Consider the following 16,313-nt stretch of genomic DNA (forward strand, 5'->3'; position numbering starts at 1 on the left):
AGCATTGTTATCTGCTTCACACTTTCCCCTCCATAGCTGATATATCCATATCGTTAACGAGTTCCTGCAACGTATTTCCCTCGATAGCAGCCAATAATTCTCTCCATACTGCAACGGAGAGACCGCACATGGCAGACAATAGACTATCAATAAAGGAAAAGATTGGTTACGGGATGGGTGATGCCGGATGCAATATCATATTTGGCGCCATCATGCTGTTTGTTAACTATTTTTATACCGATATCTTCGGCCTGGCGCCGGCGCTGGTCGGCGTACTGCTGTTGTCGGTGCGCGTCATCGATGCGGTGACCGATCCGATTATGGGCGCCCTTGCCGACCGTACCCGCAGTAAATATGGCCGCTTTCGTCCATGGCTACTGTGGATTGCCTTCCCCTACGCCCTGTTCAGCGTGCTGATGTTCACTACTCCTGAGTGGACCTATAACAGCAAAGTTATCTATGCGTTCGTGACCTACTTTCTGCTGTCGGTGACCTATACCGCGATTAACATCCCCTACTGCTCGCTGGGAACGGTGATGACCGCTGATCCGAAAGAACGCGTTGCCTGCCAGTCCTATCGTTTTGTGATGGTGGGTATCGCCACGCTGCTGCTGTCATTGACGCTGCTGCCAATGGCCGACTGGTTCGGCGGCGCCGATAAAGCGAAGGGCTACCAGATGGCGATGACCGTGCTGGCCTTTATCGGCATGTGTATGTTCCTGTTCTGCTTCGCTACCGTGCGTGAACGCATACACCCGGCGGTGCAGACGAATGATGAACTGAAAAAAGACCTCAAAGACGTGTGGAAAAATGACCAGTGGGTGCGCATCCTGCTGCTCACGCTGTGCAACGTCTGCCCGGGCTTTATTCGCATGGCCGCCACCATGTATTACGTCACCTGGGTGATGGGACAAAGCACCCATTTTGCCACCCTGTTTATCAGCCTCGGCGTGGTCGGGATGATGATTGGCAGCATGCTGGCGAAAGTCCTCACCGACCGCTGGTGCAAACTGCAGGTTTTCTTCTGGACCAACATCGTGCTGGCGATTTTCTCCTGCGCCTTCTACTTCTTTAATCCGCACGCCACCACGCTGATTATGGTGCTCTACTTCCTGCTCAACATCCTGCATCAGATCCCCTCTCCGCTGCACTGGTCGCTGATGTCCGACGTTGACGACTATGGCGAGTGGAAAACCGGTAAGCGCATCACCGGCATTAGCTTCTCCGGCAATCTGTTCTTCCTCAAGGTCGGCCTGGCGGTCGCCGGAGCAATGGTAGGTTTCCTGCTGTCATGGTACGGCTACGACGCCGGCGCGAAAGCGCAAAGCGCCTCCGCCCTCAACGGCATCGTGCTCCTATTCTCGGTCATCCCCGGCGTCGGCTATCTGATCACCGCCGGCGTGGTGCGCCTGCTGAAGGTTGACCGCACCCTGATGCGCCAGATTCAAAGCGATTTAGAGAAGCGCCGCAGCAACTACAGCGAGCTGAACGAATACCAGGAACTGAAAACCAGTGAACACGTAAGGAAAGCCTGATGAACAACTGGCCAAACCCCTTTATTGAACAGCGCGCAGACCCCTTTATTCTGCGCCACCTTAATCACTACTACTTTATTGCCTCGGTACCGGAATATGACCGGCTGGAGATCCGGCGCGCGGCCACCCTTGAAGGATTGCGCGATGCTGAGCCGGTAGTGGTCTGGCGCGCGCCGCAAAGCGGGCCGATGAGCCAGCTGATTTGGGCGCCGGAGCTGCATGAAATAGACGGTAAGTGGTATATCTATTTTGCCGCCACCCATACTCACGATCTGGATGCGCTGGGGATGTTCCAGCATCGCATGTTCGTTCTCGAGTGCGCCGACAACGATCCGCTGACCGGTCGCTGGCAGGAAAAAGGCCAGGTGGTCACGCCTTTCGATACCTTCGCCCTCGATGCCACTACTTTTATCCATCAGGGCAAACGCTGGTATCTGTGGGCGCAAAAATCCCCGCATATCGAAGGCAACTCAAACTTATATCTTGCTGAAATGGCCAACCCGTGGACGCTAAAAGGCGAGCCGGTCATGCTGAGCAAGCCGGAGTTCGACTGGGAGTGCCGGGGATTTAAGGTCAACGAAGGTCCTGCGGTGCTGGTGCATGGCGATAAGCTGTTCATCAGCTATTCCGCCAGCGCCACCGATGAAAACTACTGCATGGGGTTGTTATGGATCGACCGGCAGGCCGATCCGCTGCAGCCGACGAACTGGCATAAAGCCCCGCAGCCGGTCTTTCGTACCAGCTATGAAAACCGCCAGTATGGCCCGGGCCATAATAGTTTTACCCAAACGCCGGCAGGGGAAGATGTGCTGGTGTATCACGCGCGGAATTACACCGAGATAGAAGGCGATCCACTGTATGACCCCAATCGCCATACGCGGTTAAAACTCGTCAGCTGGAGGGAGGACGGGATGCCCGACTTCGGCATCCCGCCGGCGGATACGCTGTAGCGGTTCGGAATGAAGCCCGCTGACGCGGGTTCTGCAGGCCGGGTCAGGCGAAGCCGCCACCCGGCAACAAGAGTCCCGCAGGTGCATGTATCGTGGCAGGCTGAGCGCGGGCTCAGGCCGTTAAACCAGGGTGCCGTAAATCGTCAGCAGCGCCATGATCACCACCACCACCAGCGAGGTTTTCTTGGCCATCGACACCGCGGCCTTCGGGGTCGCCACTTTATCCACGTGCGGTTCACGAGCCAGGGAATACTGCGCCAGGCGGGTCAATACCTGATACTGCGATGAATGGCGGTCGCCTAACGATGCAAACCACGCCGGGAGCGCTTTCTCTCCATGCCCCACCAGAGCATAGACAACCCCCACCAGACGCACCGGCAGCCAGTCCACGATATGCAAGAGACCATCGATTCCAGACTGCAAACGATGATGCGGCGTCTGGTAGCGCGCCAGCCACGTCTGCCAGGCACGCAGGACGCTATAAGCGATAAGCGTCAGCGGCCCCCACGCGCCCCCCACCACAAACCAGAAAAGCGGCGCCAGGTAATATCGATAGTTAATCCACAGCAGCGCATTTTGCAGCTCACTCAGATATTCACGCTCATCGCAGCCCGGCGGTACGCCGTGGATCAGCGTCAGCTCGCTGGCCATGGCATCGCAGGCGCGACTGTCATTGCGCGACGCCGCTTTCAGATAGGCATGATAATGCAGCCGAACCTTGCCTGCCCCGATGCACAACAGGCCCAGCAAGATCCAGAACACCAGCAGAGGTACGTTAAATAGCTGCCCCTGCAGCAGGCGCTGAATGAGATACACCACCGCGACAGCCACCACCGTCATCAGCAGCGTGCCCAGCAGCGAAAAATGTTTTATCCGGCGGAACACCACCTCCAGCCGATGATCAAGCTGCCAGTGTTCGCCCAGCTTAAACAGCCGTTCGGCGATAAGCACCAGCAGCGTCGTAAACAGCGTCATGATGTCTCCTTATCTGACGGCGCACTGAGTAGCGCCCGGAATTTTATCCAGTCAAAGGCCGGTCCTGGATCGGTTTTCCGCACGGGCGCGATATCGCTGTGGCCCGCGATGTTTTCGGCGATAGCCGGGTAAATCGTGATCAGTAGTTCCGTCACCGCCGCCAGCTGCTGGTACTGCGCATCGGTATACGCCAGGGTATCCGTGCCTTCCAGCTCAATGCCAATGGAAAAGTCATTGCAGCGTTCTCGCCCCTGATAGCAGGAGATCCCCGCATGCCACGCACGCTTATCGAAAGGCACATACTGCACGATTTCGCCATCACGGCGAATCAGACAATGTGCCGAAACGCGCAGATGAGCAATCTCGGCAAAGAAAGGATGCGCATGCGGATCCAGGGTGCCAGTGAACAGCGCATCAATCCACGGACCACCAAATTCACCCGGTGGCAGGCTAATGTTATGCACCACCAGTAAGGAAGGGGCTTCTTCATCCGGACGGCAGTCATGGTGCGGCGAGGGAACCCGACGCGCGCCGACCAGCCATCCCTCGTTCAACTGCATGCGGGATCTCCTTTCGCGAACTCATGCTTCCGGGCCACACGCCGGCCCAAAGGATGAAGTGTGTATGGTACTGAAACGTCGTTCAGGTTAGCATGTTTCCCACTTCTGAATCTTATCTATCTGGAGCTTTATCATGTCGCCTCGTCGTTACAACCCCGACCGCCGCCGTGACGTGCTGCTGGAACGTATTAACCTCGATATTACCGATGCTGTCGCACACTCCCTGCGGGAAGATTTGGGCGGCGAAGTCGACGCCAACAACGATATTAGCGCGCAATTATTGCCGCAGGATGCACGCTCCCATGCGGTGGTCATTACCCGCGAAGATGGCGTCTTCTGTGGCAAACGCTGGGTGGAAGAGGTCTTTATTCAGCTCGCCGGTGACGACGTGAATATCACCTGGCACGTGGCCGACGGCGATGCGGTCAAAGCCGACCAGCCGCTGTTCGAGCTGGAAGGCCCGTCGCGTATTCTGCTCACCGGCGAACGCACGGCGCTGAACTTTGTGCAAACTCTCTCCGGCGTCGCCAGCGTCGTCCGTCGCTACGTCGACCTGCTGGCCGGCACCAAAACCCAACTTCTGGATACCCGTAAAACGCTGCCAGGGCTGCGTACCGCGCTGAAATACGCGGTACTCTGCGGCGGCGGAGCCAACCACCGCCTGGGCCTGTTCGACGCTTTCCTGATTAAAGAAAACCATATCATCGCCTCCGGCTCGATCCGTCAGGCGGTGGAAAAGGCGTTCTGGCTACATCCTGATGTGCCGGTGGAAGTGGAAGTGGAAACCCTGGATGAGCTGGAGCAGGCGTTAAAAGCCGGGGCGGACATCATTATGCTCGATAACTTCACCACCGACCTGATGCGCGAGGCGGTGAAAATCACCGCAGGCCAGGCGGCGCTGGAGGTCTCCGGTAACGTCACCTTCGACACCATCCGCGAATTTGCCGACACCGGCGTCGACTATATCTCCGTCGGCGCCCTGACCAAACATGTGCAGGCGCTCGACCTGTCGATGCGTTTTCGCTAAGTAATTGGCCTTCACGCTGCCGGGCGTGAGGGCCTGATTTTGCGAGCCGACTCGCAGCCGTTCATGCCCACCATGTAAGCAAAGTAAAAACCCTGGAATCTGGTTTCCCGGATTGTTTTCGCCTCCTCGCCTGGTATCCCAAATCCCGTCACAGTGCTCCTGTCACAACAAGGAGCGACTTATGGATAAACAACGTGGTTTCACCCTGATTGAACTGATGGTGGTCATTGGGATCATCGCTATTCTCAGTGCCATTGGCATCCCGGCCTACCAGAACTACCTGCGTAAAGCCGCCCTCACCGACCTGCTGCAGACCTTTGTCCCTTACCGGACGGCCATCGAACTTTGCGCGCTCGATCATGGCGGCCTGACGGTATGTGACGGCGGCAGCAACGGCATTCCCTCGCCGACAACCACACGCTACCTCTCCGCTATGAGCGTGGCCAAAGGGGTCGTCACCCTCACCGGCCAGGAAAGCCTGAACGGACTGGGCGTCACTCTGACGCCGACCTGGGATAACGCCGAGGGCGTCACTGGCTGGCAGCGCGTCTGCACTATCACCGGCAACAGCGCCCTTCAGCAGGCCTGCGAAGACGTCTTCCGGGTGAAGTAAGGGCAAACACATGAAAACAGAACAGCTGATCCCTCTCTGTCGCCGCTATCACGCCATGTTGCTGCATAGCGACGAGCAGACAATAGCCATTGCGGTGGTCGATACCCCACCGGCGGAGCTGATGGAGGCGCTGCGCTTCGCGACGCAAAAGCGAATCGATATTGAATGCTGGAGCCAGGAACAGATGGACAAGCGTCTGCAGGCCCAGGAAAAGCAGGCGCAACTGGCGCAAAACGCGGGGCCGGAAAATATCGCCGAACGGGTCAACCAGATCCTCGAACAGGCTCTGCGTCAGCGGGCGTCCGATATTCATATCGAACCCACGGAAACGCATTTACGCATCCGCCTGCGGGTCGATGGCGTCCTCCATGCCCTGCCGTTGCTGGCCCCCGAGCTGGCGGCACCGATTATCGCGCGACTCAAGGTCATGGCCAGTCTCGATATCGCCGAGCATCGTTTACCACAGGATGGTCAGTTCGCGCTGAACCTCGGCGGACGACCGCTCTCCTTTCGCATCGCCACTCTACCCTGCCGCTATGGCGAAAAAATTGTCCTGCGTCTTCTGCATCAGGTTGACCAGGCCCTGGATCTGGAGGCCCTCGGACTCTCCTCTTCCCAGCTGGCGGCTTTTCGCCAGGCGCTTAATCAGCCGCAGGGTCTACTGCTGGTCACCGGCCCGACCGGAAGCGGTAAAACGGTGACCCTCTACAGCGCCCTGCAGGCCAGAAACCGGGAGCAAGTGAACATCTGTAGCGTCGAGGATCCGCTGGAGATCCCCATCGCCGGGATGAATCAGACGCAAATTAATCCGCGTTCCGGGCTCACCTTTCACAGCGTACTCCGCGCCCTGTTACGCCAGGATCCGGATATTGTCATGGTAGGCGAGATTCGTGACGCCGAGACCGCTGAAATAGCCCTGAAAGCCGCCCAGACCGGCCATCTGGTGCTTTCCACCCTGCACACCAACTCCACCAGCGAAACCCTCACCCGCCTGCAGCAGATGGGCATCGCCCGCTGGATGATATCTTCAGCGCTCTCGCTGGTTATCGCCCAGCGCCTGGTCCGCAAGCTGTGCCCCCACTGTCGGCGCAATGTCGGTAGCGCCGCCGACCTGCCGCACAGCCTGTGGCCACGCCCGCTGCCGCGCTGGCAGGCGGCTGGCTGCGATCACTGTTATCACGGTTATCACGGCAGGCTGGCGCTGTTTGAGGTCATGCCTGTCACCCCCGGGTTACGCCAGGGAATAGTCCAGGGGTTGAATGCCATTGAGATTGAATCTCTGGCGCGAGCCGCGGGGATGATGACGCTTTTTGAAAGCGGTTGTCAGGCTATCGAACAGGGGCTGACCAGCCTTGAAGAGGTGGTGCGGGTGCTGGGGATCCCCCATGGCGACTAAGCGTCTCTGGCGCTGGCGCGGTATCGATGCGCACGGCGCCCCTTGCCAGGGGATGCTATGGCAAGCCAGTCGTCTGGAGGTGCTGCACGACCTTCAGCAGCAGCGCGTCATGCCGCTGGCCGTGCGCCGCTGTGCAGTGAAGCTGAATCTCTGGCACTCACGCTACAGTAGCGAAACGATCCGTCAGCTCGCCACCCTGCTGCAGGCCGGCCTGCCGCTGGCGGACGGTTTATCTCTGCTGGCGCAGCAGCAACCACACCCGCAATGGCAAGCGCTGCTTGAGTCCCTGGGCCGCGAACTGGCTCAGGGTGTAGCTTTCACTACCGCGCTGGCGCAGTGGCCGCAAGCCTTTCCGCCGCTTTATCTGGCGATGATTAGCACCGGCGAACTGACAGGCAAGCTCGATATTTGCTGCCAGCAGCTGGCCAACCAACAGCAGGAGCAGCAGCGGCTCGCCGGCAAGGTCAAAAAAGCGCTGCGTTACCCGCTGATCGTACTCGCCCTGGCGCTGCTGGTGGTGCTGGGGATGCTCTATTTTGTCCTGCCCGAGTTCACCGCTATCTACCAGACGTTCAGTACGCCGCTGCCGCTGTTGACGCGGATGGTCGTTGCGGCAGGCGACATGCTAAGTCGCGGCTGGCCGCTACTGCTGGCCCTTTTCCTGAGCCCGCTGCTGCTCAACCAGCTGGTCCGGCGGCGTAGCGACTGGTTGCTGCGTCGCCAGCGATTGCTGAACGCGCTCCCTCTCATCGGCCCCCTGATCGGCGGCCAACAGCTGAGCCTGATCTTTACCATCCTGGCGTTAACCCAAAGCGCCGGTATTAGCTTTCTGCAGGGTTTGCAAAGTGTTGAAGCAACTCTGTCGTGCCCACTCTGGCGCCAGCGCCTGGCGCAAGCCCGTACGCTGATAGCCCAGGGGGAACCGATTTGGCAGGCGTTAAGCCGGTGCGGCGGTTTTACTCCGCTGTGCCTGCAGCTCATCCGTACGGGTGAAAGCGTGGGGGCGCTGGATCAAATGCTGGAAAATCTGGCGCACCATCATCGAGAGCAAACGCATCAGCGAGCCGACAGTCTGGCTGCGCATCTCGAACCCATCATGCTGGTGATAACCGGTTCACTGGTCGGCATTCTGGTGGTGGCGATGTATTTGCCCGTTTTTCATCTGGGCGATGCCATTGGCGGGGCGGGAGGGTGAGAAACGCTGGCGCAGCACAGGCGCCAGCGAAGCCGCTTACAGGCTATTGAATATCCGGTTCTCTTGTTCCTGAACGCGGATAAAGGTCGTCCGTTTGGTCAGCTCTTTCAGACGCGACGCGCCAACATAGGTGCAGGCTGAACGCAGGCCGCCAAGGATATCGCGAGCAGTATTATCCACCGGGCCACGCAGCGGTAGCTTAACGGTTTTACCTTCCGCCGCGCGGTATTTCGCGACACCGCCCACATGGCGCGTCATCGCTGACTCGGAGCTCATGCCATAGAACAGCATGAATTTTTCCCCGTTCTCTTCAACGATGGTTCCGCCGCTCTCTTCATGGCCCGCCAGCATGCCGCCGAGCATCACGAAATCGGCGCCGCCGCCGAAAGCTTTCGCCACATCACCCGGCATGGTGCATCCCCCGTCGCTGATGATCTGGCCGCCCAGGCCGTGCGCCGCATCAGCGCACTCGATCACGGCGGAGAGCTGCGGATAGCCGACGCCCGTTTTGACGCGGGTAGTGCAGACGGAACCCGGGCCAATCCCGACTTTCACAATATCGGCGCCGGAGAGGATCAGCTCTTCGCACATTTCACCAGTGACCACGTTTCCAGCGATAATGGTTTTCTGCGGCCAGGCTTCACGGGCTTTCGCCACAAACTGCACGAAGTGCTCAGAGTAGCCGTTAGCCACGTCGATGCACACAAAGTTCAGTTGCGGATTCTGAGAGAGGATCTGTTGCGTCTTTTCGAAATCCGCATCGGAAGTGCCGGTGGAAACCATCACATGCTTGAGGACGTCTGCGGACGCGCCCTGTACAAACGCCTGCCATTCCTCAACGGTGTAGTGCTTGTGTACCGCGGTCAGAATACCAAAAGTGGCCAGCGCTTGCGCCATACTGAAGGTGCCGACGGTATCCATGTTGGCCGCAATAATTGGCACACCGGACCAGGTCTGGCCTGAATGTTTGAAAGTGAATTCACGTTCCAGCTCAACATCAGAACGGCTTTTGAGAGTAGAGCGTTTCGGGCGGATAAGAACGTCTTTGAAACCAAGCTTCAGATCTTCTTCAATACGCATGTGCGAATTCCTGGGGTTAATTGCATTATTGTGAGAGCACAACTCCAGTGACGTTATCATACGCACGAATCAGGCCTGCGCAAGACTGCGATTTTCACTTTTTTTACGCTACAATCGTATAAATTTACCTGGTGAATGGAGAAAAAAGCGCTTATGCCTTTCCTCGCCAGCGTATTATTTTTAACCATTTGATTTGCTTGATTAAAAGAAACAGAATAGCGGGCGGCGATCCCGGTTGGCACGTGACTATCACGACATGATCACTATCACCTCTCCGACGTGCGGCCAGTCATCGCTGTCTGAATGCAAAAAATACGAGCAATCCGTTTCAGGGTCAGAAGATATGGGGTACACAGTCGCGTTAACAGGTGGGATCGGCAGCGGTAAAAGCACGGTCGCCGACGCCTTCGCGCAGCTCGGGGTTAACGTTGTTGATGCCGATGTTATCGCCCGCCAGGTGGTCGAACCTGGCACCCCAGCGCTCCAGGCCATCGCCGGCCACTTTGGGTCGCAGATGATTGCCCCCGACGGCACGCTGAACCGCCGCCTGCTGCGGGAAAAAATTTTTGCTCACGTGGAGGATAAAGCCTGGCTTAACGCGCTGTTGCATCCGCTGATCCAGCAGGAAACGCGCCGCCAGATGCAGGCTGCTACCTCCCCTTATCTCCTCTGGGTCGTACCTTTGCTGGTCGAAAACCGCCTGTCCGGTCAGGCCGATCGCGTACTGGTCGTCGATGTGCCAAAAGAAACGCAGATCGAACGCACCATGCTGCGTGACAAGGTCAGCCGCGAACATGCTGAACATATTCTTGCCGCTCAGGCCACGCGCGAGCAGCGCCTGGCCGCCGCGGACGATGTTATTGAAAACACTGGCACGCCGGATGCAGTGGCATCGGATGTTGCCCGCCTGCACGAAAAGTATTTAATGCTGGCATCGCAGGCCGCCTCACAGGAAAACTCGTAATGCATACCCCCGTTCTGTTTGAACATCCTCTTAATGAGAAAATGCGTACCTGGCTGCGCATCGAATTTCTGATCCAGCAAATGGCTTTCCATCCGATGATTGCCACTCATGCCGATGCGCTCCATTTTTTCCGTAACGCCGGCGATCTGTTGGATGTGCTGGAGCGTGGCGAGGTGCGTACCGACCTGGTTAAAGAACTGGAGCGCCAGCAGCGCAAGCTCCAGTCCTGGGCTGAAGTACCGGGCGTCGATCAGGAGCGCATTAACGAACTGCGCCAGCAGCTGAAGCAATCCTCCAGCACCCTGATGGCCGCGCCGCGTATTGGCCAGTTTCTGCGTGAAGATCGCCTGATTGCGCTGGTGCGTCAGCGCCTGAGTATTCCAGGCGGCTGCTGCAGCTTCGATTTACCGACCCTGCATATCTGGCTCCATATGCCACAGGCGCATCGGGACGAGCAGGTGGCCAGCTGGCTCGCCAGCCTCGATCCGCTGATCCAGTCCCTGAACCTGATCCTCGACCTGATCCGTAACTCTGCGCTGTTTCGCAAACAGACCAGCCTCAACGGCTTTTACCAGGATAATGGCGAAGATGCCGATCTGCTACGTCTGCGTCTCGATCTGGCTCACCAGCTGTATCCGCAGATCTCCGGCCATAAGAGCCGTTTCGCTATCCGTTTCCTGCCGCTGGACAGTGAGTATGGGATCGTGCCGGAGCGCTTTGATTTTGAACTGGCCTGCTGCTAAGGAGATAACATGTCTGAAGAGACCATCGTCAACTGCCCGACCTGCGGCAAAAACGTGGTGTGGGGTGAGCAGAGTCCCTTTCGTCCATTCTGCAGCAAGCGCTGTCAGCTGATCGATCTGGGAGAATGGGCCGCAGAAGAGAAACGCATCCCCAGTGCGGGCGATCTCTCCGACAGCGATGACTGGAGCGAGCAGCAGCCCTGATTTACCGGCACGCTAACCCGATAATTATCGGGTTAGCGTTGTAGCCTGAGGCTCAGCACAGGCCGATAAGTTTGTTGATAACCGGTTCATTCGCCGGGGGGAACGCCTCTGGATCCAGTGTCTGACCCGCCATCCACCGTCCCGGTTGCCCTTCTTTACCCCATGGCTCGCCTTGCCAATTTTCCACAAGGAAAAACCACAGCGTTATATGGCGGTCAGGGAACTGATACTCCAGCTTATCAAATAGCGTTGCAGACCTTACCGTAATTCCAACCTCTTCCTGCAGCTCGCGAATTAGCGCCTGCTCCGGCGTCTCATCAGATTCAATCTTCCCGCCCGGGAACTCCAGCTTATTCGCCATATGGGCATCAGCGGCGCGCTGGGTAATAAAGATTTCGCCTTGCGGATTGCGAATTATCCCGACGGCGATTTGCAGTTTTTTCATTGAATCAGCTCCATAAAAAAGGCGCAGAACTCTGCGCCTTTGTTTTTTTATCAGGCCTTAGCTCAGACGGCCGTGGCACTGTTTATATTTTTTACCGGAACCGCACGGACAGGGATCGTTACGCCCCACTTTACGCTCGCCGGTTTGTGCCGCCAGATCCTCGGCAGCGGCCTCATCATCGCTCTGATGGCTGAGCTGCTGCATCTGCGCCAGGCGCTCGGCTTCTTCACGACGCTGTTGCTCCATCGCTTCGACTTCTTCCGGCATACGCACCTGGACTTTGCTCAGGGTGCTAATCACTTCATACTTCAGTGACTCCAGCATCGCAGCAAACATAGAGAACGATTCGCGCTTGTACTCCTGCTTCGGATCTTTCTGCGCATAGCCACGCAGATGGATACCCTGACGCAGATAGTCCATCGCTGCCAGGTGCTCTTTCCACAGGGAGTCCAGGGTCTGCAGCATCACACCTTTCTCAAAGTGACGCATCATCTCGGCACCGACCACTTCTTCTTTACGCTGGTAAGTTTCTACCGCGCTCTGCAGAATACGTTCACGCAGGGTCTCTTCATGCAGCTCCGGCTCTTTATCCAGCCACTCTTTGATCGGCAGCTCGAGGTCGAAGTCGTTTTTCAGACGCTCCTGCAGGCCTTCAATATCCCACATCTCTTCCAGCGACTGCGGCGGAATATGCGCATCGATAGTCGCTTTAAAGACGTCTTCGCGGATGCTGTTGATGGTTTCGCTGACATCAGACACGTCCAGCAGTTCGTTACGCTGAGTGTAGATCGCGCGGCGCTGGTCGTTAGCCACATCATCATATTCCAGCAGCTGCTTACGAATATCGAAGTTACGGCTTTCCACTTTACGCTGAGCGTTGGCGATAGCCTTAGTTACCCACGGGTGCTCGATGGCTTCACCCGGCTTCATCCCCAGTTTGCGCATCATGCCGGACACACGATCGGAGGCGAAGATACGCATCAGAGCATCTTCCATCGACAGGTAGAAGCGAGACGAACCGGCATCACCCTGACGACCCGCACGGCCACGCAGCTGGTTATCGATACGGCGTGATTCATGACGCTCAGTACCGATAATGTGTAGACCGCCTGCGGCCAGAACCGCATCATGGCGCACCTGCCAGTCCGCTTTGATTTTTTCAATCTGTTCCGGCGTCGGATTTTCCAGCGCGGCGACTTCCGCCTGCCAGCTACCGCCGAGCATAATATCGGTACCACGACCCGCCATGTTGGTGGCAATGGTCACCGCTGCCGGATAACCCGCCTGGGCGACGATATCCGCTTCGCTGGCGTGGAACTTGGCGTTCAGTACGTTGTGCTTGATGCCGGCTTTGGTCAGCTCGCGCGAAACTACTTCGGATTTTTCGATCGAGATAGTCCCCACCAGCACCGGCTGGCCGGCAGCGGTGCGGGTTTTAATATCTTCGATAATCGCCTGAATTTTTTCCGCTTCGGTCATATAGACCAGATCCGCCATGTCCTTACGGATCATCGGACGGTTGGTCGGCACGACAACGGTATCCAGCTTATAGATAGAGCTGAATTCGAAGGCTTCGGTATCCGCTGTACCGGTCATCCCCGCCAGTTTCTCGTACAGGCGGAAGTAGTTCTGGAAGGTGATAGAGGCCAGCGTCTGGTTCTCGTTCTGGATCTCCACGCCTTCTTTGGCTTCTACCGCCTGGTGCAGACCATCGGACCAACGGCGGCCTTGCATCGTACGGCCAGTGTGCTCATCGACGATGATAACTTCGCCATCTTTAACGATGTAGTCAACGTCGCGGGTGAACAACGCATGGGCGCGCAGCGCGGCGGTCACGTGGTGCATCAGCATGATGTTGGTCGGGGAGTACAGCGACTCACCTTCTTCCATAATGCCTTCCTGCACCAGCAGCTCTTCGATGAGCACCAGACCGCGTTCGGTCAGGTTAACCTGGCGGGCTTTCTCATCAACAGAGAAGTGGCCTTCACCGGTAAAGGTATCCGAATCCTCTTTTTCCTGACGGATCAGGTGCGGGATGATTTTGTTTACCTTACGGTACATTTCAGAGCTGTCTTCCGCCGGACCGGAAATGATCAGCGGGGTACGCGCTTCGTCGATCAGGATGGAGTCCACCTCATCCACCAGCGCATAGTGCAGTTTACGTTGAACGCGCTCTTCCGGGCTGAAGGCCATGTTGTCGCGCAGATAGTCGAAGCCGTATTCGTTGTTGGTGCCGTAGGTAATATCGGCAGCGTAGGCTTCACGCTTCGCCGGCGCCGGCAGACCGGACATATTGATGCCCACGCTCATACCAAGGAATTCGAACAGCGGACGGTTGTTTTCGGCGTCACGCTGCGCCAGATAGTCGTTGACGGTCACCACGTGGACGCCTTTACCGGTCAGCGCGTTGAGGTACGCCGGCAGGGTCGCGGTCAGCGTTTTACCTTCACCAGTACGCATCTCGGCGATGCAGCGATCGTTAAGCACCATACCGCCCAGCAGCTGGACGTCGAAGTGGCGCATGCCGAACACACGCTTACTGGCTTCGCGAACGACGGCAAAGGCTTCCGGGATCAGGTTTTCCAGCACTTCGCCTTTTTCCAGGCGCGCGCGGAATTCAGCAGTTTTCGCTTTCAGCTCGTCATCAGAGAGTTTTTCCATCGCCGGTTCCATACCGTTGATGATATTGACAACTTTGCGCATACGACGCAGCGTACGGTCGTTACGGCTGCCGAAAACCTTAGTTAACATTTTAATAAGCATAATAAAATCTCAAACGCCCCGCGGTGCGGAGTCACAAAAAATAGGATGGTCCGTGGTTATTTTCAGCTGAGACGTTGAGGTCCTGCGCGGATCCCCGCCACCTGGCTAATCCAGGCGCTCACGCGGAAGGCAGAATATGAGGAAGAGATGTAAGCCACCTGGCGGATCACCACCGGCGGCGTGCTGTCCTGGGTCAGCAGCGCGCTGAGCGTATCAAGCAGCGCCAGATGTTGGGCCTGCAGCGGGGAAGTTTCTTCCGCCACCGGCAATGCCTGTGGCGCCATCGCGAAGGAGAGATGACGAATAACGGTGCGAATGGCGTGCTGATGCCAGTAGTCGACGGTAAAGTTCGGCCGACGATTACTCTCCAGCAGCGCCAGCTGAGAGAAGTTAACTTTGCTCGGATTATGGTTGCTGGACGTTGCCTTCGCCGGCGTCGCAGTTTCGTGGCTGTTGCTAAGCGCGGGCAGGCCGAAGCTGGCCGCGACCATCCCCAACAGGAGATGCGGCCAAAAATACCGTCTGCCAAACTGTCGCCAGCGCGTCAGCAATCCACTCACTTTCATTACCTTTCGTTGGTATACCCGTCGTCGTTCAGGCCGCCTCTTAATTAGCGTTTTTTGCAGGACACCCTGACATCCACGGGGTAAAGCAACCCGGAGAAATAATTTTGCGCTCAAATACTAACATTATTACCGCGCTGAGGCAGCATGAATGAAGGCGATTGCCCGGGGAAAACGCTTAATAAAACAGCGAACGCGCGCTAATTATTGCCCGACAATCACTGCGAAAAATAACTGGAAGGGGTTATAAAAGAAAAACGACTGGTTCCCTGGTCGGAGAGAGTACCAGGTTACCAGTCGAATTTACTGAATGGTCAGGCTTACGCCAGAACCATCGACGGTGCGCGGAACGCCATAGGCAGTTTTGCGTCGTCTTCGAAGGTCACATACTCCCAGGCTTCCTGTTTTGCCAGGACCGCCTGCAGCAGTTTGTTATTCAACGCGTGACCCGATTTGTACGCCGTGAATGCGCCGATAATGTTGTGACCACACATAAACAGGTCACCGATCGCATCCAGCATTTTGTGGCGAACAAATTCGTCTTCAAAGCGCAGACCGTCTTCGTTCAGTACGCGATAATCGTCAACAACGATGGCACAATCGAAGCTGCCGCCCAGGCACAGGCCGCGGGACTGCAGATATTCGATATCGCGCATAAAACCGAAGGTACGCGCACGGCTAATCTGACGCATGAACGCATCGGCCGAGAAGTTCAGCGTATAGCGCTGGGTGCTGGCATCAATCGCCGGATGGTTAAAATCGATGGTGAAATCCAGCGAAAAACCATTGTACGGTTTGAATTCAGCCCATTTGTCGCCATCTTCGACGCGAACCGTCTCTTTGATACGAACAAATTTCTTGGCGCAATTCAGTTCATCGATGCCGGCGTCCAGCAACAGATAAACGAACGGAGCCGCACTGCCGTCCATAATCGGGATTTCCGGTGCGTCGACTTCAACAATAATGTTGTCGATACCCAGGCCAGCCAATGCGGCGTTCAGGTGTTCAACCGTAGAAATCCGCACGTCATGCTCATTAACCAGGCAAGTACAGAGCATGGTATCACGCACAGATTTGGCATCAGCCGGAAAATCTACCGGTGGATTCAAGTCGGTGCGACGATAGATGACCCCGGTATTTGCCGGCGCAGGGCGTAACGTCAGTGTGACTTTCTTGCCGGTATGCAAACCGACACCAGTCGCCTGAACGATACGTTTAAGAGTCCTTTGTTTGATCATCGTATAATCTCGCCAATTTACCTATCCAACCGAAGTGTACACCACTATCGGGAGGCCAGTTT

16 protein-coding genes are annotated in these 16,313 nt (G+C 56.9%); 9 read left to right on the top strand and 7 right to left on the bottom strand.

Going from position 1 to position 16,313, the window contains the following annotated elements:
• Positions 1 to 128 precede the first annotated feature (128 nt).
• The gene (locus SP68_RS21385; protein ID WP_008807414.1) at positions 129 to 1,535 is read left to right on the top strand and encodes a glycoside-pentoside-hexuronide (GPH):cation symporter; all 1,407 of its coding nucleotides are present in this window, start codon (positions 129 to 131) and stop codon (positions 1,533 to 1,535) included.
• Positions 1,535 to 2,485 (top strand): glycoside hydrolase family 43 protein, encoded by a 951-nt coding sequence (locus tag SP68_RS21390; protein WP_012968931.1) that lies wholly within the window; start codon positions 1,535 to 1,537, stop codon positions 2,483 to 2,485. The genes SP68_RS21385 and SP68_RS21390 overlap by 1 nt, the downstream gene beginning before the upstream one ends.
• 120 nt (positions 2,486 to 2,605) lie before the next feature.
• Here the strand turns inward: SP68_RS21390 and ampE are convergent, their stop codons facing one another.
• Both ampE and ampD read right to left on the bottom strand, forming a co-directional pair.
• Positions 2,606 to 3,460, bottom strand: coding sequence for a beta-lactamase regulator AmpE (ampE, locus tag SP68_RS21395; protein WP_012542846.1), 855 nt, complete (start codon positions 3,458 to 3,460; stop codon positions 2,606 to 2,608).
• Positions 3,457 to 4,020, bottom strand: coding sequence for a 1,6-anhydro-N-acetylmuramyl-L-alanine amidase AmpD (ampD, locus tag SP68_RS21400; protein ID WP_012968932.1), 564 nt, complete (start codon positions 4,018 to 4,020; stop codon positions 3,457 to 3,459). Before ampD ends, ampE begins: the two co-directional genes overlap by 4 nt.
• Before the next feature lie 133 nt (positions 4,021 to 4,153).
• Here ampD and nadC point away from each other — a divergent pair, with 133 nt between their 5' ends.
• From nadC to hofC, 4 genes are all read left to right on the top strand, one after another.
• Positions 4,154 to 5,047, top strand: coding sequence for a carboxylating nicotinate-nucleotide diphosphorylase (gene nadC, locus SP68_RS21405; RefSeq protein WP_002888684.1), 894 nt, complete (start codon positions 4,154 to 4,156; stop codon positions 5,045 to 5,047).
• A gap of 181 nt (positions 5,048 to 5,228) precedes the next feature.
• A complete protein-coding gene (gene ppdD, locus SP68_RS21410; protein WP_008807418.1) occupies positions 5,229 to 5,660 on the top strand; it encodes a prepilin peptidase-dependent pilin in 432 nt (143 codons plus the stop codon).
• 10 nt (positions 5,661 to 5,670) lie between these two features.
• A complete protein-coding gene (gene gspE / locus SP68_RS21415; protein WP_012968933.1) occupies positions 5,671 to 7,056 on the top strand; it encodes a type II secretion system protein GspE in 1,386 nt (461 codons plus the stop codon).
• The gene (hofC, locus tag SP68_RS21420) at positions 7,046 to 8,251 is read left to right on the top strand and encodes a protein transport protein HofC (RefSeq protein ID WP_040972939.1); all 1,206 of its coding nucleotides are present in this window, start codon (positions 7,046 to 7,048) and stop codon (positions 8,249 to 8,251) included. The genes gspE and hofC overlap by 11 nt, the downstream gene beginning before the upstream one ends.
• Before the next feature lie 36 nt (positions 8,252 to 8,287).
• On the opposite strand, the gene SP68_RS21425 is transcribed toward hofC, so the two are convergent.
• Positions 8,288 to 9,331, bottom strand: a complete 1,044-nt coding sequence (locus tag SP68_RS21425) for a GMP reductase (protein ID WP_023297067.1) — start codon at positions 9,329 to 9,331, stop codon at positions 8,288 to 8,290.
• Between the two features lie 343 nt (positions 9,332 to 9,674).
• On the opposite strand from SP68_RS21425, the gene coaE reads away from it, so the two are divergent.
• Genes coaE through yacG form a run of 3 tightly spaced genes read left to right on the top strand, consistent with a single transcriptional unit; the run spans position 9,675 to position 11,242 of the window.
• Entirely contained in the window at positions 9,675 to 10,295 is a 621-nt protein-coding gene (gene coaE, locus SP68_RS21430; protein WP_016160296.1) for a dephospho-CoA kinase, read from the top strand.
• Positions 10,295 to 11,038: a cell division protein ZapD gene (gene zapD, locus SP68_RS21435; RefSeq protein ID WP_008807424.1), complete on the top strand. Its 744-nt coding sequence runs from the start codon at positions 10,295 to 10,297 to the stop codon at positions 11,036 to 11,038. Before coaE ends, zapD begins: the two co-directional genes overlap by 1 nt.
• 9 nt (positions 11,039 to 11,047) lie before the next feature.
• Entirely contained in the window at positions 11,048 to 11,242 is a 195-nt protein-coding gene (yacG, locus tag SP68_RS21440) for a DNA gyrase inhibitor YacG (protein WP_008807425.1), read from the top strand.
• A gap of 52 nt (positions 11,243 to 11,294) precedes the next feature.
• On the opposite strand, the gene mutT is transcribed toward yacG, so the two are convergent.
• The 4 genes from mutT to lpxC all read right to left on the bottom strand — a co-directional run bounded on the left by mutT (position 11,295) and on the right by lpxC (position 16,251).
• A complete protein-coding gene (mutT, locus tag SP68_RS21445; protein ID WP_012542850.1) occupies positions 11,295 to 11,687 on the bottom strand; it encodes an 8-oxo-dGTP diphosphatase MutT in 393 nt (130 codons plus the stop codon).
• Positions 11,688 to 11,744: 57 nt separating this feature from the next.
• On the bottom strand, positions 11,745 to 14,450 hold the full coding sequence (secA, locus tag SP68_RS21450) for a preprotein translocase subunit SecA (RefSeq protein WP_008807427.1): 2,706 nt from the start codon (positions 14,448 to 14,450) through the stop codon (positions 11,745 to 11,747).
• Positions 14,451 to 14,512: 62 nt separating this feature from the next.
• Complete coding sequence (gene secM / locus SP68_RS21455; RefSeq protein WP_049245540.1) at positions 14,513 to 15,010, bottom strand: secA translation cis-regulator SecM; 498 nt, start codon at positions 15,008 to 15,010, stop codon at positions 14,513 to 14,515.
• A gap of 323 nt (positions 15,011 to 15,333) precedes the next feature.
• On the bottom strand, positions 15,334 to 16,251 hold the full coding sequence (gene lpxC / locus SP68_RS21460; RefSeq protein WP_002888632.1) for a UDP-3-O-acyl-N-acetylglucosamine deacetylase: 918 nt from the start codon (positions 16,249 to 16,251) through the stop codon (positions 15,334 to 15,336).
• Positions 16,252 to 16,313: the final 62 nt, after the last annotated feature.

The organism is Klebsiella variicola (genome assembly GCF_000828055.2).
Lineage (GTDB): Bacteria > Pseudomonadota > Gammaproteobacteria > Enterobacterales > Enterobacteriaceae > Klebsiella > Klebsiella variicola.